This is a genomic window from Glutamicibacter sp. NPDC088483 (genome assembly GCF_044753145.1).
GTDB lineage: Bacteria > Actinomycetota > Actinomycetes > Actinomycetales > Micrococcaceae > Glutamicibacter.
The window spans coordinates 807447-831581 of the sequence record NZ_JBIVMP010000001.1; the positions used below are offsets into that span (position 1 = coordinate 807447).

22 protein-coding genes are annotated in these 24135 nt (G+C 61.3%); 11 read left to right on the forward strand and 11 right to left on the reverse strand.

The window, feature by feature from the left end:
• The first annotated feature begins 18 nt into the window (after nt 1-18).
• The 4 genes from ACIP6G_RS03920 (at nt 19) to ACIP6G_RS03935 (ending at nt 3037) form a co-directional block, all read left to right on the forward strand.
• The gene (locus tag ACIP6G_RS03920; protein ID WP_365943159.1) at nt 19-1377 is read left to right on the forward strand and encodes an FAD-linked oxidase C-terminal domain-containing protein; all 1359 of its coding nucleotides are present in this window, start codon (nt 19-21) and stop codon (nt 1375-1377) included.
• Between the two features lie 38 nt (nt 1378-1415).
• Entirely contained in the window at nt 1416-1853 is a 438-nt protein-coding gene (locus ACIP6G_RS03925) for a hypothetical protein (RefSeq protein WP_365943158.1), read from the forward strand.
• Between the two features lie 91 nt (nt 1854-1944).
• Nucleotides 1945-2421 carry an HtaA domain-containing protein gene (locus ACIP6G_RS03930; RefSeq protein ID WP_400288705.1) on the forward strand — a complete coding sequence of 159 codons (477 nt, stop codon included), beginning with the start codon at nt 1945-1947 and terminating at the stop codon, nt 2419-2421.
• A gap of 112 nt (nt 2422-2533) precedes the next feature.
• The gene (locus ACIP6G_RS03935) at nt 2534-3037 is read left to right on the forward strand and encodes a hypothetical protein (protein WP_365943156.1); all 504 of its coding nucleotides are present in this window, start codon (nt 2534-2536) and stop codon (nt 3035-3037) included.
• Here the strand turns inward: ACIP6G_RS03935 and ACIP6G_RS03940 are convergent.
• Nucleotides 3014-3829, reverse strand: coding sequence for a shikimate 5-dehydrogenase (locus tag ACIP6G_RS03940; protein ID WP_365943155.1), 816 nt, complete (start codon nt 3827-3829; stop codon nt 3014-3016). The two genes, ACIP6G_RS03935 and ACIP6G_RS03940, sit on opposite strands and share 24 nt — an antisense overlap.
• Nucleotides 3830-3931: 102 nt before the next feature.
• On the opposite strand from ACIP6G_RS03940, the gene arr reads away from it, so the two are divergent.
• Entirely contained in the window at nt 3932-4342 is a 411-nt protein-coding gene (arr, locus tag ACIP6G_RS03945; protein ID WP_365943154.1) for an NAD(+)--rifampin ADP-ribosyltransferase, read from the forward strand.
• An 81-nt stretch (nt 4343-4423) separates the two neighbouring features.
• Here the strand turns inward: arr and ACIP6G_RS03950 are convergent, their stop codons facing one another.
• The 4 genes from ACIP6G_RS03950 to ACIP6G_RS03965 all read right to left on the reverse strand — a co-directional run bounded on the left by ACIP6G_RS03950 (nt 4424) and on the right by ACIP6G_RS03965 (nt 9027).
• Nucleotides 4424-5836, reverse strand: a complete 1413-nt coding sequence (locus ACIP6G_RS03950) for an aldehyde dehydrogenase family protein (protein ID WP_105657057.1) — start codon at nt 5834-5836, stop codon at nt 4424-4426.
• Nucleotides 5837-5861: 25 nt separating this feature from the next.
• Entirely contained in the window at nt 5862-7292 is a 1431-nt protein-coding gene (locus tag ACIP6G_RS03955; RefSeq protein ID WP_365943153.1) for an APC family permease, read from the reverse strand.
• A 113-nt stretch (nt 7293-7405) separates the two neighbouring features.
• Nucleotides 7406-8329 carry a helix-turn-helix domain-containing protein gene (locus ACIP6G_RS03960; protein ID WP_332503671.1) on the reverse strand — a complete coding sequence of 308 codons (924 nt, stop codon included), beginning with the start codon at nt 8327-8329 and terminating at the stop codon, nt 7406-7408.
• 104 nt (nt 8330-8433) lie between these two features.
• On the reverse strand, nt 8434-9027 hold the full coding sequence (locus ACIP6G_RS03965; protein ID WP_105657060.1) for a TetR/AcrR family transcriptional regulator: 594 nt from the start codon (nt 9025-9027) through the stop codon (nt 8434-8436).
• 130 nt (nt 9028-9157) lie between these two features.
• Here ACIP6G_RS03965 and ACIP6G_RS03970 point away from each other — a divergent pair, with 130 nt between their 5' ends.
• From ACIP6G_RS03970 to ACIP6G_RS03990, 5 genes are all read left to right on the forward strand, one after another.
• Nucleotides 9158-11080: a primary-amine oxidase gene (locus ACIP6G_RS03970; protein WP_365943152.1), complete on the forward strand. Its 1923-nt coding sequence runs from the start codon at nt 9158-9160 to the stop codon at nt 11078-11080.
• On the forward strand, nt 11064-11504 hold the full coding sequence (locus ACIP6G_RS03975; protein WP_365943179.1) for a hypothetical protein: 441 nt from the start codon (nt 11064-11066) through the stop codon (nt 11502-11504). The genes ACIP6G_RS03970 and ACIP6G_RS03975 overlap by 17 nt, the downstream gene beginning before the upstream one ends.
• A gap of 276 nt (nt 11505-11780) precedes the next feature.
• Nucleotides 11781-13226, forward strand: a complete 1446-nt coding sequence (locus ACIP6G_RS03980; protein ID WP_365943151.1) for an FAD-dependent oxidoreductase — start codon at nt 11781-11783, stop codon at nt 13224-13226.
• Nucleotides 13226-13594, forward strand: a complete 369-nt coding sequence (locus ACIP6G_RS03985; RefSeq protein WP_365943150.1) for a cupin domain-containing protein — start codon at nt 13226-13228, stop codon at nt 13592-13594. Before ACIP6G_RS03980 ends, ACIP6G_RS03985 begins: the two co-directional genes overlap by 1 nt.
• 20 nt (nt 13595-13614) lie before the next feature.
• Nucleotides 13615-15105 (forward strand): gamma-aminobutyraldehyde dehydrogenase, encoded by a 1491-nt coding sequence (locus ACIP6G_RS03990; RefSeq protein ID WP_365943149.1) that lies wholly within the window; start codon nt 13615-13617, stop codon nt 15103-15105.
• A 10-nt stretch (nt 15106-15115) separates the two neighbouring features.
• Here the strand turns inward: ACIP6G_RS03990 and ACIP6G_RS03995 are convergent, their stop codons facing one another.
• The 3 genes from ACIP6G_RS03995 to ACIP6G_RS04005 all read right to left on the reverse strand — a co-directional run bounded on the left by ACIP6G_RS03995 (nt 15116) and on the right by ACIP6G_RS04005 (nt 18631).
• Nucleotides 15116-16234, reverse strand: coding sequence for a CDP-glycerol glycerophosphotransferase family protein (locus ACIP6G_RS03995; RefSeq protein WP_365943148.1), 1119 nt, complete (start codon nt 16232-16234; stop codon nt 15116-15118).
• A gap of 19 nt (nt 16235-16253) precedes the next feature.
• On the reverse strand, nt 16254-17309 hold the full coding sequence (locus ACIP6G_RS04000; RefSeq protein ID WP_365943147.1) for a metal ABC transporter solute-binding protein, Zn/Mn family: 1056 nt from the start codon (nt 17307-17309) through the stop codon (nt 16254-16256).
• A gap of 68 nt (nt 17310-17377) precedes the next feature.
• The gene (locus tag ACIP6G_RS04005; protein WP_400288711.1) at nt 17378-18631 is read right to left on the reverse strand and encodes a YibE/F family protein; all 1254 of its coding nucleotides are present in this window, start codon (nt 18629-18631) and stop codon (nt 17378-17380) included.
• Nucleotides 18632-18890: 259 nt separating this feature from the next.
• On the opposite strand from ACIP6G_RS04005, the gene ACIP6G_RS04010 reads away from it, so the two are divergent.
• A complete protein-coding gene (locus ACIP6G_RS04010; protein WP_400288713.1) occupies nt 18891-19958 on the forward strand; it encodes a lysostaphin resistance A-like protein in 1068 nt (355 codons plus the stop codon).
• A 74-nt stretch (nt 19959-20032) separates the two neighbouring features.
• Here the strand turns inward: ACIP6G_RS04010 and ACIP6G_RS04015 are convergent, their stop codons facing one another.
• The 3 genes from ACIP6G_RS04015 to mgtE form a co-directional block, all read right to left on the reverse strand.
• A complete protein-coding gene (locus ACIP6G_RS04015) occupies nt 20033-21163 on the reverse strand; it encodes a hypothetical protein (protein WP_286134138.1) in 1131 nt (376 codons plus the stop codon).
• 207 nt (nt 21164-21370) lie between these two features.
• Nucleotides 21371-22294, reverse strand: coding sequence for an NADH:flavin oxidoreductase/NADH oxidase (locus ACIP6G_RS04020; RefSeq protein ID WP_400288715.1), 924 nt, complete (start codon nt 22292-22294; stop codon nt 21371-21373).
• A gap of 163 nt (nt 22295-22457) precedes the next feature.
• Nucleotides 22458-23813 carry a magnesium transporter gene (gene mgtE / locus ACIP6G_RS04025; RefSeq protein WP_365943143.1) on the reverse strand — a complete coding sequence of 452 codons (1356 nt, stop codon included), beginning with the start codon at nt 23811-23813 and terminating at the stop codon, nt 22458-22460.
• Nucleotides 23814-24135: the final 322 nt, after the last annotated feature.

Genomic DNA, 24135 nt, shown 5'->3' on the forward strand with positions numbered 1-24135 from the left:
CATTCAAAGGAGATCGAGATGACTACCGTGGCGACCAGTCCAGTGCTATGCGCCCATCCCCGGGCCTCGCTCGATGAGCAGGACCGCAAGCAGGCCAGCGTGGACCGCTCCGGCTATGTGCCCCCGACCTTTGCCGACGGGGTGATCTTCGCGCAGGACATCGATGATGTGGTGCTGGCGATGCAGCTGGCCCGCAAGCATGGCGCCACGATCGTCCCGCGCGGGGCCGGCACCGGGCTGGCGGCAGGGGCCAGCGCCGAGGCCGGGCAGATCGTGCTCGACTTGTCCCGGATGGACAAGATCTTGGAAATCGATCCGGTGGAAGCCACCGCGGTGGTGCAGCCCGGCGTGCTCAATGCGGCGGTGAACCGGGCCGCCGGGGAGCACGGGCTGTTCTACGCCCCGGATCCTGCCAGTACCGCGATCTGCTCGATCGGCGGGAATATCGCCACCAACGCCGGCGGCATGTGGTGCGCCAAGTACGGGGTGACCCGCGAGTCGGTGCTCAGCTTGCTGGTGGTGCTGCCCGACGGGCAGCTGCTGCGTACCGGGCGGCGGACCATCAAGGGCGTGGCCGGCTATGACATGAATGCGCTGATGATCGGTTCGGAAGGCACCTTGGGCATTGTGGTTGAAGCACTGCTGCGCCTGCGCCCGAAGCCCGAGCACACCTCCACCTTGGTCGCCTACTTCCCCGATGAGGATACCGCGGCAAAGGCCGCCTCGGCGGTGATCGCCGAACGGCTGGCCCCCTCGGTGCTGGAGCTGATGTGCGGCAAGACCCTGAAGGCAGTGGATGCGGCGCTCGGAACGGATCACGAAGCGCGCGGCGGTGCTTTGCTGCTCGCGCGGACCGACGGCTACGGCGCGCAGCTGGAAATGCAGGCGCTGCAGGATGCGATCGCCCCGCTGGCCGCGCACATCGAGATCGCCACGGATCAGGAGCAAGCACAGGCGCTGATCGAAGCCCGGCGCCAGGCGATCCCGAGCATGGAGCTGCTGGGCACCGCCTCGATCTGCGATATCGGCGTGCCGCGCAATCGCTTAGCCGAAGCCTTCGCCGGCCTGCAGCGCATCGAGGATGAACGCGGAGTATCGATCTTCACTATCACCCATGCCGCCGATGGCAACCTGCATCCGATCATCGTGGTGCCTGAAGGCCAATCCATCACCAGCGGCGCGCCGAAGGCCGCGCTGGGAGACATGTTCCACCTCGCCAAGTTCCTGGGCGGCACGCTCACCGGCGAGCACGGCATCGGTTTGCTCAAGCAGGATTGGCTGGCCCAGGAGCTGGGGGAAACCTCGCTTGCGCTGCAGCGACGGGTGCGCGCGGTGTTCGATCCACAGGGCATCTTGAACCCGGGCAAGGCGATTTAACCCTAGAAGTCATCCGCTGACATGGGTAGGGTAAATACATGGATGAGTATCTACCGGTGGACTTCAGCCTTCCTCTCGTGTCGCTGGCGGCTTCTGTGATCTTCTTGCTGATCGGGTTGCCCTTGATCATCCACGCCCTGATCCGACGCAACGGCTTCACCCGCCTGCGTGACGGGGAGCAGACTTATGCGCGACGCGCATCCATCCGCACCGAGTTCATTTCTGCCGGAATTGCTGTGGTGGCAACGGCCATCTGCCTGGTCATGGGCATCACCGGCTACAACACCGCGATGAGCAACCTCGTGGCGAACGTCCAGAAGGAATATTCGCCGACCGAGTTGGAGATCAAGTACTGGAACGGGTCGTGGGCAACAGCAGATATCGCCTTTGCCGATGGCACCAGCTACGTGGATGCCCAGATCTCAATGCAGTCTGCCTACCGTCCACTAGTTGAACCGAAGATGACGCAGGATTAGCTGGCAGAGAACTGTCGCCATGATCCAACTCCAGTATGAAATACTGGCCACAGCATATTTTCACGCCGATATCCTGTGGAGGGAAAAGACAATGACCGGAAGTGGTGCGCCAGCAGGCGATCCGTTCCAGCCGCATCTTGAATGGGGTCTGAAAACCTCGTTCGTGAGCTATATTTCTTCCCTCGCCGACGGACGCATTGAAGCTGCCAACGGGGTATGGCAGGCAGGCAACGCGTTGGCGTTCCCCGTCTCCCCCGCTGCAGGGGTACCGGAAAACGAAATCTGGTTCAACGGGCGTGTGTCCTTCTCCGGGCACGGCGGCATGATGAAGCTGGATCTCTTTGAACCGCGCATCGTGAACCATGACGAGAACATCAGCCTCACGATCGACGAAGCCGGCGAACGCGTAGCCATTGCCGAGCTCACCGAAACCAGCGTTTCGAAGGCTTTCGGCCTGGTCAAGACCCGCTTCTCGGCAGTGCTCACCGAGGCAGGTTCGAAGCTGTTCAACGGCCAGTACCCTGCCGGCCAGCAGATGGAAGAAGTCGAGGTCGTGCTGCGCGGTTAGCAGCTCACCAGCAAGAGGGCCCGGCACGAAAGTGCCGGGCCCTTGCTGTATCTATCATCCGTGTTCAATTGCGGGCGCTGGTTTTCTTCCTTTAACAAGGTAGGTTCGGTTCATGTCTAGAACTTTCCTGTCGAAGATCAGAATCCTGACTGCGCTGAGCATGGCGATGATGGCTTTGTCTTTCGTCATGGCTCATTCGTGGTTATTGCAGATCATCACGCTGGGTCTAGGCGCTTCGGCACTAATATCGGTCTTCGCCCGTATATGCCAAATAAGGCGCACAAGTGCCGACAACCAGTCACTTCTGCTTCCCTCGCTCGCCATCACCGCGGCAGGTGCATTCATCTTCCGGTTCTTTATCTTGTGGGCGACATCCAGGCCTGCAAGGTACGCCGACTACATGCCCGAGAACGGTGTACCGATCACGAATGGAATTGCATTGAACACGCAATTCTTCCAGTTGCTATCCATGGGATTGATCGTGCTCTTGCCGATCGCGTTCTTCGTCCTGCTGATGGTATTTTTTTCGTGGAAAGAACATCATAAGCCAGGTGAATACCGCCAACTAGGGCGCGTACTGATATTCGGGGCTTCAGGATTCCCGGGAGAATTCTGAGGCACGCAATACCTGCTCTTCACTTAGTGCGTGGCCGGTGTACTTCTGAAACTGCGCCGCGGCCTGCAGGGCGATGACTTCTGCCCCGGTAATCACCTGCTTGCCAGCAGTTCGTGTTGCGCGGATCAATGGTGTTTCACTTGGGAAAGCCACCACGTCGAAGACGGTTCGTGCGGCTTCAATCTGCTGGGTGCTAAATGCGTGCTCCTCAGACTGGGCTCCGTCCATGCCCAGCGGCGTTACGTTCACAAGAATCTCGTGTCCTGGAGCCGGGTCAGCACTGGTAAATCGGTAACCGTATTTGTCAGCTAAGGCTTGGCCGGAAACTTCGTTACGTGCCAGCACCGTCAGGTCGTTGAATCCGGCTTCGCGGAAGGCGGCCACGACGGCCTTGGCCATTCCTCCGGAGCCTCGGACAAGCACGGAACTTTCAGGATCCAGCTGGTGGCGTTCGATGAGCGTCGCGATCGCCTCGAAGTCGGTATTCGAAGCAACCAGTCGCCCGTTGGTATTCACGATGGTGTTCACCGAGTCGATTGCCTTGGCCGAAGGCTCAATCTCATCGACCATGTTCATCACGCCTTCCTTGAACGGCATGGATACCGAACAGCCACGAATGCCCAAGGCCCGGACCCCAGCGATGGCACCAGCGAGGTCTTCGGTCGAGAAGGCCTTGTAGATGAAGTTCAGCCCGAGTTCTTCATACAGGTAATTATGGAACCGGGTGCCGATATTAGATGGTCGACCAGATAACGAAATGCATAGGGTCATGTCCTTGTTCAAAATAGGCACGCGTTGCTCTCCAAATACTGTCGTCGGTTCACTTCCCAATATACGTGGCGATACGCGGCGGATCCTTTCATGAACCGGCAATGGCGACTAGCGTCTTGGCCTATGAACAACGAACTTGATGACGGCCCGTTCTTCCACGGCACGAAAGCCGAACTGCAGCCAGGAGAAGTCTTGACTGCCGGATTCCCGTCGAATTATCGTCCGGAAATCATCATGAATCACATCTACTTCACGGCATTTGCCGATGGCGCGGGGTTGGCCGCCGAAAGTGCGGCCCTGGAGGGGACCGCCCATGTCTATGAAGTGGAACCGACCGGGGCGTATGAAAATGACCCGAATGTCACCGACAAGAAATTCCCGGGCAACCCCACGCGCTCCTACCGCAGTGCGCACCCCGTACGGGTGATCCGTGAAGTCCACGATTGGACCCGGCTGTCGCCCGAAGCCTTGCAAAGCTGGCGTGTACGCATCGCAAGGATCGCCGATGACCCCACTGCCGAGATCATCAACTAGCCTTCGCACGCAAATAGGCGGTGCCCGATGCCTGGATAGGCACCGGGCACCGCCGGGGAATGCTGGAGGACGCAGTCTCCGTCAGCCCTTGATGATCTGCGGCTGGGCCAGGGACTTCAAGCCGTCAATACCGAATTCCAGGCCGTAGCCGGACTGCTTGGCGCCGCCAAATGGAATGCGCGGGTCGATGGTGCCGTGCGAGTTGATCCACACGGTGCCTGCCTGGATCTGCGCCGCGACTTCCAGTGCCTTCTCGCGGTTGCTGCTCCATACCGAGGCTCCGAGCCCGACTTCCAGGGCATTGGCGTGCTTGACCGCTTCGGCCGTGTCCTTGACCTTGATAATCGGCAGGGCCGGGCCGAATTGCTCCTCGACCACCAGCGGGTTGCCCGGGTCGATGTCGGCAATGAGCGTGGTCGGGTAGAAGTAGCCGGCCGCATTTTCATCGGGGTTGGCACCGAGCAGCACCTTGGCACCGGAATCCACGGCATCCTTGACCAGGGAAGCGACGATGTCGTACTGGGCCTTGTTCTGCAGCGGGCCGAGCACGTTGTTCTCGTCGAGGCCGACACCCATGGGCATCTGCGCGGCGACGCCGGCCAGTGCATCGCACACCGCGTCGTAGATCGATTCGGGCACGTACAGGCGCTTGAGCGCGGCACAGGTCTGGCCGGTGTTGATGAAGGCACCCCAGAACAGGTCTTCGGCGATGGCCTGCGGATCGGCGTCTTCGAGCACGATGCCGGCGTCGTTGCCGCCCAATTCCATGGTCAGGCGCTTCACGGTATCGGCCGAGGAGCGGATGATGGCCTTGCCGGTGCGGGTGGAGCCGGTGAACATGATCTTGGCGATATCCGGATGGCCCGAGAGCCTCTCGCCGACCTCGCGTCCGCCAGCCACGATCTTCAGCACGTCTGCTGGCAGCACTTCGTTGAGCACGTGGACCAGGGCCAGGACCGAGAGCGGGGTGTATTCGCTGGGCTTCATCACCACGGTGTTGCCCATGCGCAAGCTCGGGGCCAGCTGCCAGATGGAGATCATCATGGGCCAGTTCCACGGGCCGATGGCGCCCACTACGCCCAGTGCGCGGAAGTGCTTGGCTGCATAGGTTTCGCCGTCGTCCACGACCACTTCCGGCTCGATTTCGTAAGCGGTGGCGGCGCGCAGCCAGGCGGCTGCTCCCCCGACCTCGAAGCGCGCATTCGGCCCGTTCAGCGGCTTGCCCTGCTCACGGGAGAGCAGCTCGGCGAGCGCTTCCGCATTGGCTTCGATATTGTCCGCGGCCGCATTAAGCACGCGCTTGCGCTCGTCGTGGCCCAAGGCATCCCAGGCCGGCTGGGCGGACTTTGCGGCGGCAACGGCCGCGTCGAGATCGGCGGCACTCTGCTCGGCAACACGGCCAACCAGTTCACCGGTTGCCGGGTCCAGGATTTCGGTGCCACCGGTTGCTGGCTGGATCGCATCCAGCAGTTCTTGGGCGTTTGCGTAAGCCATCTTTGAGCTCCTTGGTAATGAGTTGTTAGGTGACGGGAAGTTTTTCGGCCATCGGTGCACGCCGTTTGGACGAGCGGATGACCAGTGCCAGCACCCATGCGATGAGGCCAGGCAGGATCACGATGCCTTGCAGCACATAACCGAGCATTCCCGGTTCTGCCATGCCAAGCAAGATTTCGAAGTTGATGACGATTTGGGCGAAGACATAGACCAGGGCGATGCCCGAGACCAGCGGAGCGATCACCCGGGTTATCAGGGATTCTCCGCTGCGGTTCGCCTTGAAGTATCCGATGACGGCAAAAGAGGTCAGTGCCATGAGCAGCACCAGCCCGTAGGCCGCCGAGTTGGTCATCCAGGTGAACATCGTGAACACGACATACATCGGATCCTTGCCATGCGAGATCACCGCGAAGACGGCGATAACCGCCAGTCCGAGGGTGGACTGCGCCAGCGAGCCTGCAACGGGGGCGTGGGTGGTGCGCGAAGTTGCGGCAAGGAACTTCGGCAGCGCCCCGCCGCGGCCCATGGAGTAGAAGTAGCGGGCAATGACGTTGTGGAAGGCCAGCAGCGCGGCGAACAGGCTGGTGATGAACAGGATGTTGGCCAGATCGACGAACCAGGCTGGCGCGTTGGCGCCGAAGAACGCGAAAATCAGGTCGGGGCCGAATTCTGCCGAAGCCCCGATGACGTTCGAGGCGCCTTCGCCGACAGCTACGGCGAAGGCCGAAAACGCGTAGAAGCAGGCGATGATGACGACCGCGATCATCGTGGCACGCCGGGCGGTGCGTGCTGGATCCTTGACCTCTTCGTTGTAGATGGTTCCGGATTCGAAGCCCATGAAAGCGGCGATGGTGAAGGCCATGACGGCGCCCATGCCCGGTGCGATGGCGTCAGCCATGTTGAAGGATGCGGCCGGCTGCGGCGCTTCGGGAGCCAGCACGAAGGCCATGATGTTGTAGATGATGACGACGAGGAATTCTGCGGCCACGACGATGCCCAGGATCTTGACGGAGAAGTCGACCCGGTTCATGCCCAGGAAGCCGACAACTGCCCAGGCGGCCAGGGCCATGGCCCACCATGGGATGGCGGTGCCGAAGGACGCATTGGCAAAGGATGCCGCGGCGAATCCGAACATGCCGTAGATGCCGATCTGCATGAGGTTGTAGCTGACCAGGGCGACCATTGCCGCTCCCACGCCCAATGCCCGCCCCAGCCCCTGGGCAATGTAGGCGTAGAAGGCGCCGGCGTTCGGGATGTAGCGGCTCATCGCGGTGTAGCCGATGCTGAAAACCAGCAGGATGGCACCGACCATGAGGAAGGACAGCGGCACGGATTCCATGCCGGTCACCGCGTAGTTGGTAGTCACGCCGCCAGCCACGGCGGTGAGCGGTGCGCTGGCGGCAATGATCATCACGACCAGAGCCGGCACCGTGAGTGTGCGTTGTTCGAGTCCCATTCGATCCCCCATTTGCCGAGTGCTTGGATATCAGCATCGCCCAAGTGCTCGGGCTTGTCCTTGGCATTGAGTGCAGGACCATTGGCTCCGCGTGCACAAGAGTGTCCTGCGCCTCAGCCGGCGCAGCGGTATTTGCCCGGGGTGGAACCGAATTCCTTGGAGAACATGCGGCTGAATCCGGCCGCATCGGCAATCCCGACCCGGGACCCGATGGCTTGGACGGGCAGTTCGGCCAGCAGCGGGTCGCGCAGCAGGCGCGCGGCCTCGCGCATCCGCAGATGGCGGATCAGGGCGGCAACACTGAGCGGCTGGTTCTCGAAAAGCGCGTGCAGGCTGCGCACGGACATGAAGTGGGCGGCAGCGATGCGTGCAGGTCCCAGGTCGGGATCATCCAGGTGTGCGCCGATGTAGCTGGTGGCCAATTCGCGCTGCCGCTCCTTGGCATCGCCATGGCACTCGGCGCCCAGCGCCCCGCCCAGGGCAGTTGCCAGCAGGTCCACGGTATTGCGCGCCAGCTGGTAGCCGCCGAATTCATCCCATTGGGACAGATTGGCGCCAAGATGGCGCAGCAACGGGGCGACGGTTCCCGATAGCGGGTGGGTTTGCCTCAGGGCGACGGCGGTGAGCTGGCCGACCTGTTGCTGGGACAGGCGGAAAAGACCATGGGGAACCAATGCGACGAGCACCGACGCCGGCTTTTCAAAGGCCAGGGTGTAGGGGCGCTGCGTGTCATAGATCGCCAGGTCCCCTGGGGCCAGCAGGGTCTCGCGACCGTCTTGGATCAGCAGCCCGTAGCCATCGAGCTGGTAGGAGACCTTGTAGAAATCCCCGTCGCCGCTGGAGGTGAGGTTCTCGGTTCGTTGCACTGCGTGGGGTTTGGCATGTATGCGCATCAAACCGATATCGCCGAGCATATTGGCACCCAGTGTGGCGGTGAAGTGGCCGCTGGAAATCTGCTCGCTTTGCAGCCTGACGAAGGCGTCGGAAATGAGCCGCGACCACGCGGTGAACGAATCGACGTGCTGAAGTTGGTACATGCTTGCCTCCCCATTGAAGCCCATCAACTGTGTCGGGCATCACGAATGAGAGTACGCCGAGCGAAGCGAAAAGTCACTATTTTCTTCGCGCGGAGAATATCCGCCTAGCTCTGGGGGTGCAGGCGGCGCAACGCATCCAGGCGGTATTGCAGCTGCGCTTCGAGCGACTCGGCGGTGTTGACAGCTTCATCGAGCACGCTGCTGGCCTGAGCGCCCATCAGGAAATTGATCATCGAGTCGCGGGCAACACGCGCCGCGGGATGCTCCGGACCCAGCAGCTGCCCAAGCCACTGGTCGATGAGCTCGCGCCACCGGTCCATGGTTTGCGCATTGACCGCAGCCAGCGCACGGTCCCCGAGGGCCAGATGCCAGAAGTGCACAGCAATGCGGGCTTCATTGCGCCGCAGCTCATCAAGCGGGAGCACTTCGCGCGAGAACGCCTCCAGCGCACCCAGCCCGGCTTGCCCCTGGCACATGCGGGCGATGCGCCGGTCGGTAGCCTCGGCCACGTAGCGGAACGTGGCAACCAGCAGCGAATCGCGCGTCGGGAAGTAGGGCTTGAAGGCGCCATTCGAATAGCCGGCTGCGGCCGCCAAGTCACGCAGATTCAGCTTCTCGATGCCTTCGCGGGCAATGAATCGCCAAGTGACTTCGACAATCTCCCGGCGACGCTGATCATGGTCCACGATTTTCGGCATGGTTCAAGATTAGCGAAAAACAATTTATTTCAGGCAAGGGCTTGCGTCACATTGACCGCGTCCGTATTCTCTACAACTAGAGAATAATAAATGTCGCAGATCACACTTCAGTGCCGAAGGAGCCAATCCCATGCCAATCACCACCACCACGGATTTCACCCTGCTCAGCGAAGCAGAGATTGCCACCGCCAAGGAATTGCTGGTCAGCCACCAGCTTTTCACCGAGAACACCCGCATCGCCTACATGGGCCTGGAGGATCCACGCGCTGACCGCCCCGGACGTTTTGTCCGCGTCATGCTCATGGACAAGCTGGCCAACTCACCCAAGGACGTCGTCCTGGACTTGGTCGGGCAGGCCGTGCACTCCCGCATCGACCTGGATCCGGCCAAGGTGGGGCAGATGCCCGTGCTGCTGGAGGAATTCGAAATGGTGGAGGCCATCCTGGTTGCCGATCCGCAGTGGGCAGCCGCTCTGGCCAAGCGCAACCTGACGCCAGAACAGGTGCGCGTTGCCCCGCTCTCCGCAGGAGTCTATGAGGACGAGTACCCGCAAGAAGCCGGGCGCCGCATCCTGCGCGGCCTGGCCTTCCGCCAGGATTTCGCCGAAGACTCCGCCTGGGCCCATCCCGTTGATGGACTGGTGGTTTACATTGACACCATCGCCGGAAAGATCGACCAGCTGCTGGACCTGGAAGTCATCCCGGTGCCCGAAACCCACGGCAACTACACGGATCCGGAACTCACTGGCCCGGTGCGCACCACCCAGAAGCCCATCGAGATCACCCAGCCTGAGGGCGCCAGCTTCACGGTCAGCGCAGGCAACCACGTCGAGTGGGAGAAATGGTCGCTGGATATCGGTTTCGACATGCGCGAAGGGCTGGTGCTCTACAACATCGCCTTCAACGATCGGGGCACCGAACGCCGCATCCTGGATCGTGCGTCCATCGCGGAAATGGTAGTCCCCTACGGGGACCCTTCCCCGGTGCGCAGCTGGCAGAACTACTTCGACACCGGCGAGTACCTGATCGGGCGCCTGGCCAACTCGCTGGAGCTGGGCTGCGACTGCCTGGGCGAAATCCACTACATCTCCCCTGTGGTCACCGACGCCGATGGCAATGCGCAGAAGATCACCAACGGCATCTGCATGCACGAGGAAGACGCCTCGATCCTCTCCAAGCACGCCGATGACTGGTCAGGCGTGAAGTACACGCGCCGCAACCGCCGCCTGGTGATCAGCTTCTTCACGACCGTGGGCAACTACGACTACGGCTTCTACTGGTACCTGTACCTCGATGGCACCATCGAATTCGAGGCCAAGGCCACCGGCATCGTGTTCACCTCGGCCATGCTCGACGAGCGCTACTCCTCGGAAATGGCGCCTGGCCTGGGCGCGCCCTTCCACCAGCACATCTTCGGCGCCCGGCTGGACTTCGCCCTGGACGGCGGACCCAGCCGCGTCATCGAAGAAGAAGCCGTGCGCCTGCCCATCAGCAAGGAGAACCCCCGGGGCAACGCCTTCACCCGCAGCCACACGGTGCTGGCTACCGAGAAGCAGGCGGTACGCGATAGCAATCCGACCGCCGGCCGCACTTGGGTGGTGACCAACCCGGATTCGAAGAACTACCTCGGCAAGCCGGTGGGCTACAAGCTGATGTCCCAGGGACTGCCGACCCTGCTGGCCGCCGAAGGATCCTCCATCCATCGTCGCGCAGAATTCGCCTCCAAGGCCCTGTGGGTGACCAAGCGGGAGGACGGCCACCGCTATCCAACCGGTGACTTCGTGAACCAGAACCCGGGCGTTGACGGCATTGGCTCGTGGATCGAGGACGACAAGAACATCGACGGCGAGCAGATCAGCCTGTGGCACACCTTCGCGTTGACCCACTTCCCGCGGACCGAGGACTGGCCGATGATGCCTGTGGACACCGTTGGCTTCACCATCCGCCCCGAGGGCTTCTTCGACCGCTCCCCTGTCCTTGATGTTCCAGCCCCGGTCCAGCACGGCTGCTGCGCCACCAAGGAATCAGACGGTTGCTGTGGCAGCGGCGACTAGCCATGCGGCCAGGGTGCCGGCCGGACACATTGCCCTGGGAGCCGCGTCGCTGGGCCTGGCCGCAACCCACCTGCTGGTTCTGGTTCTGATGCCGCACTCCCTGTGGTGGAACCTGGCATTGCTTGCCATGACCTTGTGGTGCATCAAATGCTCCTGGTGCGTGCTGCGCGGCGGTTCTCCCCTGCGCCTGCTGGTGATGAGCGCGCTCATGGGCACCGCCCATGTGGCGATGGTGATCGGCATGCCGTGGTTTGGCGGCCATCACGCGTCCCACGCTGCGCACGGCGCCCAGCATGCACCGGTGATGCTGGCAGTTGCGGCCGCCGAATTCCTCCTGATGTTCGGCGCGGCTTGGCTCAGCCGCCATTTCCCGGGACGGGCGCATCAATTCACTAGCGGTAAACCGGTCGCGGTTCCCGCATGACCAGGCCCGGTCTTCGAAGCAGTGCTTTGCTGTTTCGAAGGCCGGGTTTCGGCTTGGCTTCGGGACCTTGACAACCCCGAGCGGCGCAGGCTTAGATGAGTAATGAATCACATTCAATTTGTATTCATCTTTCCGAGAAGAGGGATAGCCTTGGCCGCCGATTGGCACTCAACTGGCATCCCCGGTGCCCAGCAGACGGCAAAGCCGCACGGACCACTGGTCGTTCCCCTGCCTCGATAGCGCCTGCCGAACCCGCTACCTTCGAGGAAAGAACTAATGAACAGCACCAATGACCTGACTTTTGACAGGCATGAAGCCGAAGTCTCCCCCACCCTGATCTCCCGAGCATTGGCCGGCGCCAAGCGCACCAGCTACTGGCTGGATCATGAGCACCGCCCCGCACCCCACCCGGCGCTGCATGGCTCACTCACCGCCGACTTGCTGATTATCGGCGGCGGCTACACCGGATTGTGGACCGCGCTCCAAGCCAAGGAACAGAACCCCGGCCGAAAAGTTGTACTGATCGAGGGCCAGCGCTTGGGCTGGGCTGCTTCCGGGCGCAATGGCGGCTTCTGCGAAGCCTCCCTGGTCCACGGCGAGGCCAACGGAGAAAACCATCTGCCCAAGGAAAATGCGCTGCTTGCGGAATTGGGCAGGAAGAACCTCGACGAGTTCGAAGCGACGGTGCGCCGCTATGCGATGGACGTGGACTTCGTCCGCGAGGGCGCGCTCAGCGTGGCCACCGAACAGCATCAGATTGCGTGGGTGGCCGAGGAAGCTGAGGCACCGGGTGTCGACTACCTCGATGCCGGCGCGGTAAGGCAACTGGTCAATTCGCCAGACTTCTTGGCCGGCGCCCGTGACCATGACTCAACCGCGCTGGTCCACCCCGCCAAGCTGGTCTGGGAACTTGCCCGCGTCTGCAGCGAGCTAGGCGTCGAATTCTACGAGCATACCCACGCCGTGGAGATGAACAATGCCGGCACGCAGGTCCAGGTGCTGACCGCCGACGGGCAGATCACCGCCAAGCACGTGGCCCTGGCAACCAATGTTTTCCCGTCTCTGCTCAAGCGCCACCGCTCCCGCATTGTGCCGGTATACGACTACGCGCTGATGACTGAACCGCTCACTGCGCAGCAGCGCGCGGCCATCGGCTGGGAGAACATGGTGGGCTTGGCCGACCTGAACAACCGGTTCCACTATGCCCGCCCAACCATCGACGCCGAAGGGAACTTCCGCATTCTCTACGGCGGCTACGACGCGGTCTACCACTTCGGGGGCAAGGTCCGCTCCAGCTACGACACCAACCAGCAGACCTTCGAGAAGCTCGCCGCGCATTTCTTCGGCAGCTTCCCGGACCTCTCACAGGTGAAGTTCTCCCATGCATGGGGTGGCGCCATTGATACCTGCTCCCGCTTCTTCTCCTTCTTCGATCTGGCCTACGGCGGCAAGGTGGCCTACTGTGCAGGCTTCACCGGCCTCGGTGTCGGCGCGACCCGTTTCGGTGCAAGGGTCATGCTGGATCTGCTCTCGGGCCAGAAGACCGAGCTGACCGAATTGGAACTGGTGCGTACCAAGCCGATCCCATTCCCGCCGGAACCTGCCGCATGGGTGGGCGTGAACCTGATGACAAGCCAGCTGGTCAAGGCCGATCGCAATCGAGGCGAGCGCTCGGCCTTCTTGAAGCTGATGGATAAGATCGGAATGGGGTTCGATTCCTGATGCCTGGAAGAATACTTCAAGCCGGCATCGTCCAAGCCGATGCCCTTGAGGTCAAGCATGTTGCCATCGGCGACGAGCAGGTGGTCGCCGGTCAGGCATCCGCAACCGCAGGCTACCGCGAGCTGGGCACCCTCGGGGATGCAGGAATCGGCGTCTGGGAGATGTCCCGCGGCGCCATGCAGGATATTGAAGCGGACGAGTACTTCGTGGTGCTTGCCGGGTGCGCGACGGTGCAGATTCTGGAAGCCGATGGTTTCGGCGCCCAAGAACTGGTGCTGGTTCCAGGCAGCGTTGTCCGGCTTCATGCGGGCATGAGAACCCGTTGGATCGTCACCGAAACCCTGCGCAAGATCTATTTCACCCTCTGAATCCCCCTAGGAGAATTCACATGGCCTACTACGATAGTTCCCTTGGACACCAGTTCATCAATGGCCAGCAGGTCCGCGGGCACGGCCCGGTGCTGGAGCGCGCGAATCCAGCCACCGGAAAGAAGCTGCTGGACGTGGATACCGCGACCGGCGAGCAGGTTGACCAGGCGGTGCAGGCGGCCGCCGGCGCCTTCAAGGCCTGGTCCAGGCTGACCCCGGGCGAACGGGCCGACCACCTGCTGGCATTCGCTCGCGAACTGGAAAAGCATGCCGATGAAATCGCCGTCCTGGAAACCGCTCAGACCGGCAAGAGCATCCGCATGTCGACCCAATTCGATGTGCCCGGTTCCATCGACAACGTGAATTTCTTTGCTGGCGCTGCACGCAATTTGCAGGGATTGGCCGCCGGGGACTATGCGGGCAACACCACCTCGATGGTTCGCCGTGAAGCTATCGGCGTGATCGGTTCGATCAGCCCGTGGAACTACCCGCTGCAGATGGCTGCGTGGAAGGTCCTGCCAGCGATTGCCGCCGGCAATACGATTGTGCTCAAGCCCAGCGAGCTGACCCCGGGCACCTCGGTGCTCTTTGCCCAGGCCGCCAAGGATGCCGGTTTGCCGGACGGCGTGATCAATATTGTCGTTGGCGACGGGCCCAGCGTTGGTTCGCCCCTAGTGCGCCACAAGCTGGTGAAGATGACTTCGTTCACCGGTTCTACCGCCGTGGGCCTGAAGATCATGTCCATGGCGGCCGAGACCGGTACCCGGGTTCATCTTGAACTCGGCGGCAAGGCGCCGATGGTGGTCTTCGATGATGCCGATATCGAAGCTGCCGCACATGGTGCGGTGGCCGGCTCGACGATCAATTCCGGACAGGATTGCACCGCCGCCACGCGCGCGTACGTGCATTCCTCGGTCTTCGAGAAGTTCACCAGCAAGGTGGCCGAACTGATGGAGGCCATGGTGGTGGGAGATCCGACCGATCCCGATACCGACATGGGTTCGATGATCAGCGAGGCCCACCTGCAGAAGGTTTCCTCGATGGTTGAGCGTGCCAAGGATGCCGGAGCAACGGTGCTTGCCGGAGGCAAGCAGCTTCCGGGCGATGGCTGGTTCTACCGCCCTACCCTGGTGGTGGGAGCTGCCCAGGATTCAGAGATCGTGCAGCAGGAAGTCTTCGGCCCGGTCCTGGTGGCGTTGGCGTTCGATACCGATGACGAGGCCATCGAATTGGCCAATGACACCCCGTATGGCCTGGCGGCGAGCGCATGGACCAAGAACGTTGACCGCGCGATGCGTGCCAGCGCCGAAATCCAGGCCGGTTGCGTGTGGATCAACGAGCATATCCTGATCGTTTCCGATATGCCGCATGGAGGCTACAAGGCTTCGGGGATGGGCAAGGACATGAGCCAGTATTCCTTCGATGAGTACACCAATGTCAAGCATGTGATGATCTCCCATGATCCCGCGGCCCATCGCGAATGGCAGGATACGGTCTTCAAGCAGCGCTAGGCCCAGAAGGTTAGAGGCTCGAAAGCAGCTGGCTCAGTTTCTTCGTAGCCACCCCGGGTTCTGTGGTGGCAAAGAAGTACTGGGCCAGCTGTTTTTGCGCCCCGGCAACCGAGGACGCGGCAAGATCCGCAACCCGCTGCGCCAGCCCGTTGGCGTTGCCCAGCCGCTGGTCCAATGGCAACCCTGAATGGAGCTTGCTTTGGGGGTCTCCGGCCAGCAACAGCGGGATGTTGAGCGCTACCGCGTCATAGGCCATCGCCGAGGTGTCGCAGATGGCCACATCCGCCCAGACCAAGGACTGCGCCGCGTCGCTGAGCGCATCCACGGTGGCAGCGTAGTTGCTTTTCAGGCTGACCACGGCCTTTTTTGCCTCTGCGGACACATCACCGGTCTTCGGATGGGGACGGAAACGCACTTCGAAACGCTCATCGTTGCTCAGCTGGGCCAGAATTCTCTCGCCCAAAGTAGCCACCGAGGAGTACGCCATGGCTTGCGAGTCGCCCTCCCAAGTCGGTGCGTAGAGAACCCGGATCTTCTCCGAAGGGCCGGGCAATTCCAGGTCATCGAGCTGCGGGCGTCCGATCTGCACCAGATGCGATGGGTCGAAACGGGAGATGTTCTCGGTGATGCGCTCTACCGCGGCAGCACCAGCCACGCAGGCGAAATCGTAGGCTTTGAGCTGGTTGGAGACCATGGAGGCCTTTTCGCTCTCACCGTGGTTCAGGTGGATATGCGCCGGTCCGTTGAAGCGCAGCATCGTGAAGTTCCGCTGGGCGTTGTTCACGTAGTTGATGGATTTGGTATTCCACTCGCGCAGCTTATTCTCGATCTGCTCCATGGAACGCGAGAACAATATCGGCAGGTTCGATTCTGCCAGCGCGTGTCGTGCGCTTAGTGCGTCCATGAGCACCACGCCGACGTTGAGCCCCTGGGCAGCCAGGCGCTCGAAGGTACCCAGCCAGACTCCGAGCTGGTAGAACTGCCCGGGCCCCTCGGCGAAGAAAAGCACATGGTCGGCTTGCTCGATTTCCCGGTCCGAGTGAGCGATCTCCGCTCGAACAGACCGCTCCGCAATGAGGGAGCGTGCTTTACCTGTCGCTTGCGTTATCTGGGAAGAGAACAATGCCATGCATTTAGTTTACGTAGGTTTAGCCGTTGATTGCGGAAGCCAAGTCGGAAATGTTGGATTCCATCCATTCGAGGTAGCTGGAATCATCCTGAATGGTTTCTGCAAAGTCGACTACAGGTACCTGTCCCCGCTCAGCGTTCTTCTTCAGCGCCTTGGTTTCGCTGCCTTCGGTCTGCACGTTGTAGGCAAGCATGTCAGCGTCGCCAGCAACGAGCTTGTCTTCAGCCTTCTTCATGGTCATCGGCGCAATGCCCTCGCCCTCTTCGATGGCTTCGCTCAGCCCTTCAGGGGTGGTGTTCTCCATGCCGGCAGCTTCCAGCAAGTGGAATGGAACCGGCTCGGTCATCATGAAGCTCTTGCCATCCAGCTTGGCGGTTTCGAGCTGGGCTTCGAGTTTCCCGATCCCTTCGTTGAAGGCTGCTGCGTTCTGCTTGTACTGATCCGCGTTGGCGGTATCGACCTTGGCAAAGGACTCGGCCAGTGCATCAGCAAGTTCACCCATGGAATCCAGGTCGTACCAGATGTGCTCGTTGTAGCCCGCGTGGTCGTGGCCCTCATGGCCGCCCTCTTCAGCGTGCTGCGCATGCTCCTCGGCGCTTTCGCCCTCATGGCCGCCCTCATCAGCGTGCTGCGCATGCTCCTCGGCACTTTCGCCCTCATGCCCGGCCTCTTCGGGTTCCGCAGCTACCGGCGAGGAGTCCACAGCGTGCATGAGCGTGATCTCTCCAGACTTGCCTTCCGGTAGCGAAGAAACGAGAGAGTCCATGAATTGGTCATATCCGCCGCCATTGGCAAGGACCAGGTCCGCGCTGGAGATCGCAAGCTTGTCGCGTGCGGTTGGCTCATAGGAGTGCGGATCCTGTGCGGCCGAAGTGATGATCTCGCTGACCTCCACGCTATCTCCGCCAATGGCACGGGCGATCTGTCCGTAGACGTTCGTCGTGGCCACTACGCTGATCTCTGCAGATTCCGCTTCCTTCGATTCGCTTCCTGTGGCGCTACCGCATCCGGCAAGGATCAGTCCGGCAGCGGGCAGGGCGACGGCAGCTGCGAGCAGCGAGCGGTAGTTCTTCATGGTGGTCTCCATCTAAATCGGATCGCTATTGAGAACTATTCTACATTACATATGAGAATGGTTCGCACCTAGGAGTCGGAGCTTACACTCTGCAAAGCCCGCTTGCCGTGGGCACCGCCGGTGCCGGTAGCTTTCACCACCATCACTGCAATGGCGGTGGTTACCGGGATCGCCAATACCAATCCGATGGAACCAATCAGGATTCGGATGACCTCTTCAGCCATGGCGCCGGAGCCGAGGGTGACCCCGAAGCTCTGGTTGCTCAGCGCCGCAATGGCCAGCACCGGCAGGGCCGCACCGGCGTAGGCGAAGGCGATGGTGTATACGGTCGAAGCGATATGGTCCCGGCCGATGCGCATGCCGCGGAAGAACAGTTCCCTGGCCGAGGCCTTGGGCGTGCTCTCTGCCAGTTCCCAGACGGTTGCCGACTGCGTAATTGTCACGTCATTGAGCACACCCATGCCGCCAACCAGCACGCCGCAGATCAGCAAGCCGGGCAGGGAAATTTGCGGGGCCACCGTCGATAGGGTGATTGCCGATTCATCGTTGGCTCCAGTCAAAGCGGCCGCATCGGTCAACCAAAGCACCATCGCCGCGGTCACCGCTAGGCCAAAGAGCGTTCCCAGCAGCGCTGTGGATGTTTTCGCGTTCAGCCCATGGGCGAAATACAACGCGACAAACATGATGGCGGTAGAACCGGTGAGTCCCACCAGGACCGGATTGCCGCCTTCAAGCAAGGCCGGAACCATGAAGATGATCATGAAGGCGATGCCACCGACCAAGCCGATCATCGCCCGCGTGCCGCGCCATCCGGCGACCAGCACCACGACCACGCCATAGGCGATGGCCAGCAGTGCCATGGGCAAAGTGCGCACGAAGTCAACGAATACGTACGGGCTGCCGCTGGTGGTGTCCACCGCGGAGAGATCAAGGTATCGAATGCTGTCGCCCGCGCGCGCATCACGTGATTGCAGCATTTCCGGTGGGATTTCCAATTGGATCTCCGCGCCACCGGATTCGGGCATCACGTAGGTGACTTGGCATTCGAGAACCTTGCCACCAACTTCTTCCAACCCTTGGGAAGACGGGCAGTCCTGGACTGTGCTGCGCGTGACAGTGCCCACTTCCATCGTTGCGCCACCGGTAGTGTCCATGGCTCCGTTCAGGGCAAACTTGTCGTAGTTGCCTTGCGGCCACAACAAGATGACCATGACCAGGGCCAGGGCGCCGATAGGCGCAAGCAGCGCCCACAAGATGATCGAGGCACGCCGCCGGCGCCGGGGATCCTGCAAAATCGGTTCGTTATGGTGATGATGGCCCACGTGGTGCTGCTCCAAATCAAAGAAGGCGAATCGTTCTTTCCAAGTGTAAGAGCTAGCCCCTTGGAGTTTGCCTTGGATGCCGACCGCGTTGCGAAGAGCTGGTCCTGGATATTCAAAAGGATGACCCGATAAATCCTCCGTAAGGTTCATACCTTCAAACACTGCGGAACGGGAGAATTGAGCCATGAGCTTGCCAATGAACCAGCCACCCTTGCCGCAAGGCGCCGAGGGTGAGATGAACTATTCGTTCCATCGCCTAATGAGACGCAGTGAGAACTACCGCTGGTGGAGACCGCTGGCGTTCACCGGCATCGGCATTGGCTTCTACGGCGCGGCATTGCTCATCGCCATACTGGCGATGTTCATTGCACTGATCATGAACCCGCTGACGTGGGCTGCGGAGAATCCAGATGAGGCTCCCGATCAGTTCCTCATGGATCCAACCCTGAACATGGCCACGGCGACGGACTTCTCGATGACCATGGTCTCCCTGATCATCATGATCCCGGCGGTCTACCTCGCCTACTTGCTCATCGGGCCCAAGCCTGTCGGCTTGCTGATATCGGTCGCCGGCAAATTGCGCTGGCGCTGGTTCGGCCTGACGTTGGGTGCCAGCGCCATCTTGTTCGCAGTGTATTTCGGGCTGAGTTTCGGGTTGGGCGCCTTGGGCATTGGCGAGTCCGAACCCGTGCCGGCGAGTAGCCTGCCGGCCGATCCGCTGTTCTATGCCCTGCTGGTGATCCTCTTGACGCCCTTCCAGTGCGCAGCTGAAGAGCTTGTTTTCCGTGGCGCGTTCATGCAGGTCATCGGCAGCTGGCTGAAGCATCCACTGTTCGCCATCCTGCTCCCAGTTCCCTTCTTCACCATCGGCCATCTCTACGATGTCTGGGGGCTTCTCGATGTGGCGGCGTTCGCTATCGCGGCAGGCTATCTGACCTGGCGCACCGGTGGCCTTGAAGCAGCGATGGCGATGCACATCATCAACAACACCTTCTTGTTCCTGCTCGGTGCAATGGGCGTAGTTGACCTGAACGCCACGGAATCCAACCCGCTCTCGCTGGTCTTCTCGGTGTGCTTCATGGCCCTATTGACCTTCGTGCTGGTGAAGCTGGCAGACAGGCAAGGCATTGCGCGTACGGCAGGCCCGATTCCAGCAGCAGAGCGCCGTCCGATGCTGCAGCCATGGCAGATGAACCAGCCACCGGTTCACCCTAACCAGGCCTACTGGGCTCCTCCGGCCTATCAGCCTGGACAGCAGCAGAACTCCGATCACGGTTCAGATGTTTCCCCACCGGCTCCCCCGGCAGCCGGCTCGTCAGATCGCTAGGCACCAGATAGCTGGAACGCAAAAAACGATCCGCGCAGGATTTCCTGTGCGGATCGTTTCATTTAGTGAACTGTTCAGGATTTGGCCCAGCGCAGCAAGGCTGCGATTCCTGCACCGCCAGGAATCACCGAATCCGGTACATAGCGAATGCTGGCATCGGTCAGCGCGGTGGCCCGCAGGAGCACTTCTGGCGCCGGCCATTCCCCGACGACCAGCTCTGCATGGTCATCTCCGTCCTGATGGGCAATCCATGGTTCGGCGCTCAAGGCGCGAAGGGTATGCTCGCTTTGGTACTGTCCAACCAGCACCATTTCGGCTTGCGCCGATTGGAGCGCAGTGACAACTTCATCGAGTCCGACAGCAAGCTGCGCTTTGCCGTTGCCGGACTGCGCAGCGATCTTCGATTCCAATTCAGCCAGGGACTTGGCTTTCACTTCCTCTACAAGCTTGGTGATTTGGGCATCGACTTGCTTGGTGTCCGCACCCCCGGTGCGCGTATGCGAGTCGATGACTTCTACATAGTCCTTGAGCGCCACGGGTACTGCCCCGAGCACCAGTTCACGAGCCTTGATGTCGCCCGAAAGAATGATCAGTCGGACGTAGTTCTCGTTGGACATTTCACTGATCAGCTCGGCAACTTCGTCAGCGTTTCGACGAGCCATCTCATCGGCGGCGGCCTGCGCCTTGGGCTGGTCGTATTCCCCGGGCACCTTGCGTGCATGGTGGATTTCCTCGGGCAACCCGACGATGCCACGGCTGCCCAGGCGTTCAGGTGACGCCGTATTGTAGAGGTGCACCTCGCCTCCGTCCTTGCTGACTTCAGCTACGAGGTAGGAGAACGATCCGCCACGGGCGCGGGCCAGCGCCGTGAAGTTCGGGAACGGACCCACATCAACCGATGAAGTTTGGACCTTGAGGCCTGGGATGACTTCGTTCAGGACGATTTCGCCGTCATGAACAGCTACGAACCGTGCTACTGGTGCTCGCAGTCCCTGGGCTGGCTCCAGTGCGCCGATCAGTGCTTGGACATCGCTGGGCTGCGCCTGCTGGCTCTTGAGCAGCTTGGCTACCTCGTCCGGAAGCCGGTCTGCTGCTTCCTGGGCGGCAGTGGTTCCCAACGATGCATCCACGAGAGCTGTGCTCCACGAGCCGTTTCTCCGATAGAGCGAAGCGTCGATTCCATTAGAATCCGCGCGTAGTGCCATGCTGACTCCCTTCCGCACGCGACCCTTGGCCGCGGTGCGACTAGATCCGTGGCACTAACCTAACATCACTATTCAGTGGCTGGAAGAGGTAACCAGAAACTATGTCGTTGTTTGGATGAAATCAGCATGGCAACTTGCGTTTACCAGCGGCCGCGCCAGTATTGGGCGGGGAATGCCATCGGTGCACCCAATTCCTGCGCCGAACGGTTAGCCCAGTGCAGCGCGCCCAACGCAGACGCCGTCCGCTTGCCCGGTCACGACGATCTGCTCTGCCTGCATCGGCTCGGTGATGACGCCGACCGCGGTAACGAAGGCATCCTGGGGCAGCGCTTCCTTCACTGCCTGAGCCAACGGCACTTGGTAGCCCGGACCAGACGGTCCGTTGAACTTGCCAATTCCTGCACTGGAGAGGTCGAAGTGGCGCACACCGTAGCCGTAGAGTTCCTTGGCGATCCGAACGGTGTCAGCAATGCTCCATCCATCGTCCACCCAGTCTTCTCCGGAGAAGCGAATGCCCAGGGCCTTGTTTTCCGGCCACACGGCAGCCACTGCCTCGATGACTTCACGCAGGTATCGAGTGCGGTTCTCGAAGCTGCCACCGTATTCGTCGGTGCGCTTATTGGTCAGCGGCGACAGGAATTGGTGCACCAGGTAGCCGTGCGCGGCATGGATCTGGATCAGGTCGAATCCGGCCGCGTCGGCACGCTTGGCCGCATCAGCCCAGTCCTGCACCGATGCCTCGATCTGTTCCACGCTCATCGCGGTAGCTGGCTTCAGCCCGTAGAGCTCGCTGGGCGAGGAAGTGAAGGTTTCCCAGCCGCCATCTTCCGCGCTGATGCTGCCGGATTTTCCAGCTTCTTCAAGATCCTTGAGCCAGCCATAGGTCGATGCCTTGGCTCCGGCGTGCGCCAGCTGCACGCCGGCGGCTGCCCCATGGGCGCGGATGTATTGGGCAATCGGTTTCCAGGCTTCGGCCTGCTCGTCATTCCACAGGCCGGTATCGCGATCCGAGATCCTGCCTTCAGCTGCCACCGCAGTTGCTTCGGCGATCACCAAGGAGTATCCGCCATGGGCCATGGAACCCAGGTGAGCCAAGTGCCAGGTCGTTGGAACGCCGTCGCGTTTTTCCACGGAATACTGGCACATCGGCGGAAGCACGACGCGGTTGCGAAGCTTCAGGCCTTCTCCGCTTCTGGCCGGGACAGTAAATTCAGTAAAGAGCTTGCTATGAGGCATACCTGTTACGACGCTGGGATGCGCGAATTTATTCCGCGCACCCCAGTGCAGCTGCAGGCTATCCAAGAATCAGCACGGCCACCGACAGGTAGACGATCAGCCCGGCGGCATCCACGAAGGTTGAAATGAAGGGGTTGGAAAATACCGCAGGATCAACCTTGAAGAATTTACCGATGATCGGCATCACCCCGCCGACAGCGGCAGCAATGCTGCACAGCGCCACCAGGCTGATGCCTATCACCAATCCGATACGCAGTTCGAAAATGCTCCCGGCCACCACCAGCGCTATCGCGCCCAGGCACAGTCCCAGGACCGCTCCGATTCGCACCTCGCGCATCAGCACCCGCCAGAAGTCGCTTCCCCGCACATCCCCCATGGCCAGCGCACGGGTGACAGTGGTCGCCGCCTGGTTGCCGGTGTTCCCGCCAATGCCCACGATCAAGGGGATGAACAAGCTGAGCACCACCATCGACTCCAGTGTCTGCTCGAAACTGGACAGCACCTTGACCGTCAAGGTGGCGCCGATAGCCAGGACCAGCAGCCAGATGACGCGCGCCTTCACCAGGTGGCGCAATGGCGTCCCCAGGTAAGGGCGGAAGAGCGGATCCGTTCCGGAGCCGTACGCGGAGCGGCGCTCTTCGGCATCCTCAAGGATCCCGATCGCCATGGGCAAGGTCAGCACTCCCAGCAGGCGATCTTCCCGATCAAGCACCGGGAGCATCCCTGCCTTCCGATCCACCACCGCCCGTGCCGCGCTCGTCTCCGGCTCGCAGGCCTGGACGACCGGGCTCTGGGTGCACAGTTCTCCGATCGTTGTCCCGGCCGGCTCGGTGAGCAGCTCGCTGAGCTTGATGGTGCCAAGCAGCCGGCGTTCATCATCGATCACCAGGATGAGCTGCGCGTTCTCGCAGTTCCCGAGGCGTGCGCTGATGCGTTCCAGGGTTTCGGCCACAGACAGCTGCGGATGGGTGGCGATGAAATCCGGGGACATCGCCCTGCCGGCGCTTGCTTCCGGATAGCCCAGCAGGATTCCGGTTTCCTGGCGCTTGGCCTTCGGCAGCCCTGACAGCAGTTTCGTGGCCACGATCGCTGGCAGTTCATCGAACAGCGCTACCCGTCCCGCGGCGGGGAGCTGGGCGAAGGCATCGATGACGGTCTGCGACTGCAGCGCCCGCACCAGGTCGGCTTGCACCGGGGCGTCGAGTTCCCGGAAAACCAGTACCGCGGCCTGCTTGTCCAGCAGCCGGTAGGCCAGGGCAGCCTCCGTGGCATCCAGTGCTTCGAGGTGCTCAATGGTCTGGGCGATGTGCAGACCGCCCAGCAACCCTGCCGCGAGCTGGAATTCTGCGTGATTGAGATGGGAGCGCAAGGCTCGCGAAATAGTAGAGAAGTCTACCTTTTCTGGAGAAAACATGATTTTGGTCCAAATGGTTCATTTGGCGCGTGAATACAAGCCTGCCAGCAACTTCTCACCGCTCAATCACCCCATGAATACAGGGAGATAAATCAGTCAGTATTTGCGTGCAGGACCAGGCGCCGGTGACATGTACAAGAGTCACGAACTCGTTGGGATCCCATGGCAGGATGCTGCCAGATTCGGCTGATTCGGCTACGAGCGTCCGGGTGAGTTCGTGTGCATAGATCGACTAGAACTGTCTTCCACGACACTCACCTCCTCGAAACTGGTTTGCGCTAGCGCGCTTTGGGCCTAGTCCCAGTTCTATCAGCTATGGCTG

Excerpts from the sequence above, each read along its gene's own strand:
- ACIP6G_RS03950 (WP_105657057.1), bottom strand. The coding sequence starts at position 5,836 with ATGGCTTACGCAAACGCCCAAGAACTGCTGGATGCGATCCAGCCAGCA.
- ACIP6G_RS04015 (WP_286134138.1), bottom strand. The coding sequence starts at position 21,163 with ATGGCACTACGCGCGGATTCTAATGGAATCGACGCTTCGCTCTATCGG.
- ACIP6G_RS03930 (WP_400288705.1), top strand. The coding sequence starts at position 1,945 with ATGACCGGAAGTGGTGCGCCAGCAGGCGATCCGTTCCAGCCGCATCTT.
- ACIP6G_RS03920 (WP_365943159.1), top strand. The coding sequence starts at position 19 with ATGACTACCGTGGCGACCAGTCCAGTGCTATGCGCCCATCCCCGGGCC.
- ACIP6G_RS04010 (WP_400288713.1), top strand. The coding sequence starts at position 18,891 with ATGAGACGCAGTGAGAACTACCGCTGGTGGAGACCGCTGGCGTTCACC.
- arr (WP_365943154.1), top strand. The coding sequence starts at position 3,932 with ATGAACAACGAACTTGATGACGGCCCGTTCTTCCACGGCACGAAAGCC.
- ACIP6G_RS03990 (WP_365943149.1), top strand. The coding sequence starts at position 13,615 with ATGGCCTACTACGATAGTTCCCTTGGACACCAGTTCATCAATGGCCAG.
- ACIP6G_RS03935 (WP_365943156.1), top strand. The coding sequence starts at position 2,534 with ATGTCTAGAACTTTCCTGTCGAAGATCAGAATCCTGACTGCGCTGAGC.
- ACIP6G_RS03995 (WP_365943148.1), bottom strand. The coding sequence starts at position 16,234 with ATGGCATTGTTCTCTTCCCAGATAACGCAAGCGACAGGTAAAGCACGC.
- ACIP6G_RS04000 (WP_365943147.1), bottom strand. The coding sequence starts at position 17,309 with ATGAAGAACTACCGCTCGCTGCTCGCAGCTGCCGTCGCCCTGCCCGCT.
- ACIP6G_RS03985 (WP_365943150.1), top strand. The coding sequence starts at position 13,226 with ATGCCTGGAAGAATACTTCAAGCCGGCATCGTCCAAGCCGATGCCCTT.
- mgtE (WP_365943143.1), bottom strand. The coding sequence starts at position 23,813 with ATGTTTTCTCCAGAAAAGGTAGACTTCTCTACTATTTCGCGAGCCTTG.
- ACIP6G_RS03925 (WP_365943158.1), top strand. The coding sequence starts at position 1,416 with ATGGATGAGTATCTACCGGTGGACTTCAGCCTTCCTCTCGTGTCGCTG.
- ACIP6G_RS03980 (WP_365943151.1), top strand. The coding sequence starts at position 11,781 with ATGAACAGCACCAATGACCTGACTTTTGACAGGCATGAAGCCGAAGTC.
- ACIP6G_RS03960 (WP_332503671.1), bottom strand. The coding sequence starts at position 8,329 with ATGTACCAACTTCAGCACGTCGATTCGTTCACCGCGTGGTCGCGGCTC.
- ACIP6G_RS03970 (WP_365943152.1), top strand. The coding sequence starts at position 9,158 with ATGCCAATCACCACCACCACGGATTTCACCCTGCTCAGCGAAGCAGAG.
- ACIP6G_RS03955 (WP_365943153.1), bottom strand. The coding sequence starts at position 7,292 with ATGGGACTCGAACAACGCACACTCACGGTGCCGGCTCTGGTCGTGATG.
- ACIP6G_RS03965 (WP_105657060.1), bottom strand. The coding sequence starts at position 9,027 with ATGCCGAAAATCGTGGACCATGATCAGCGTCGCCGGGAGATTGTCGAA.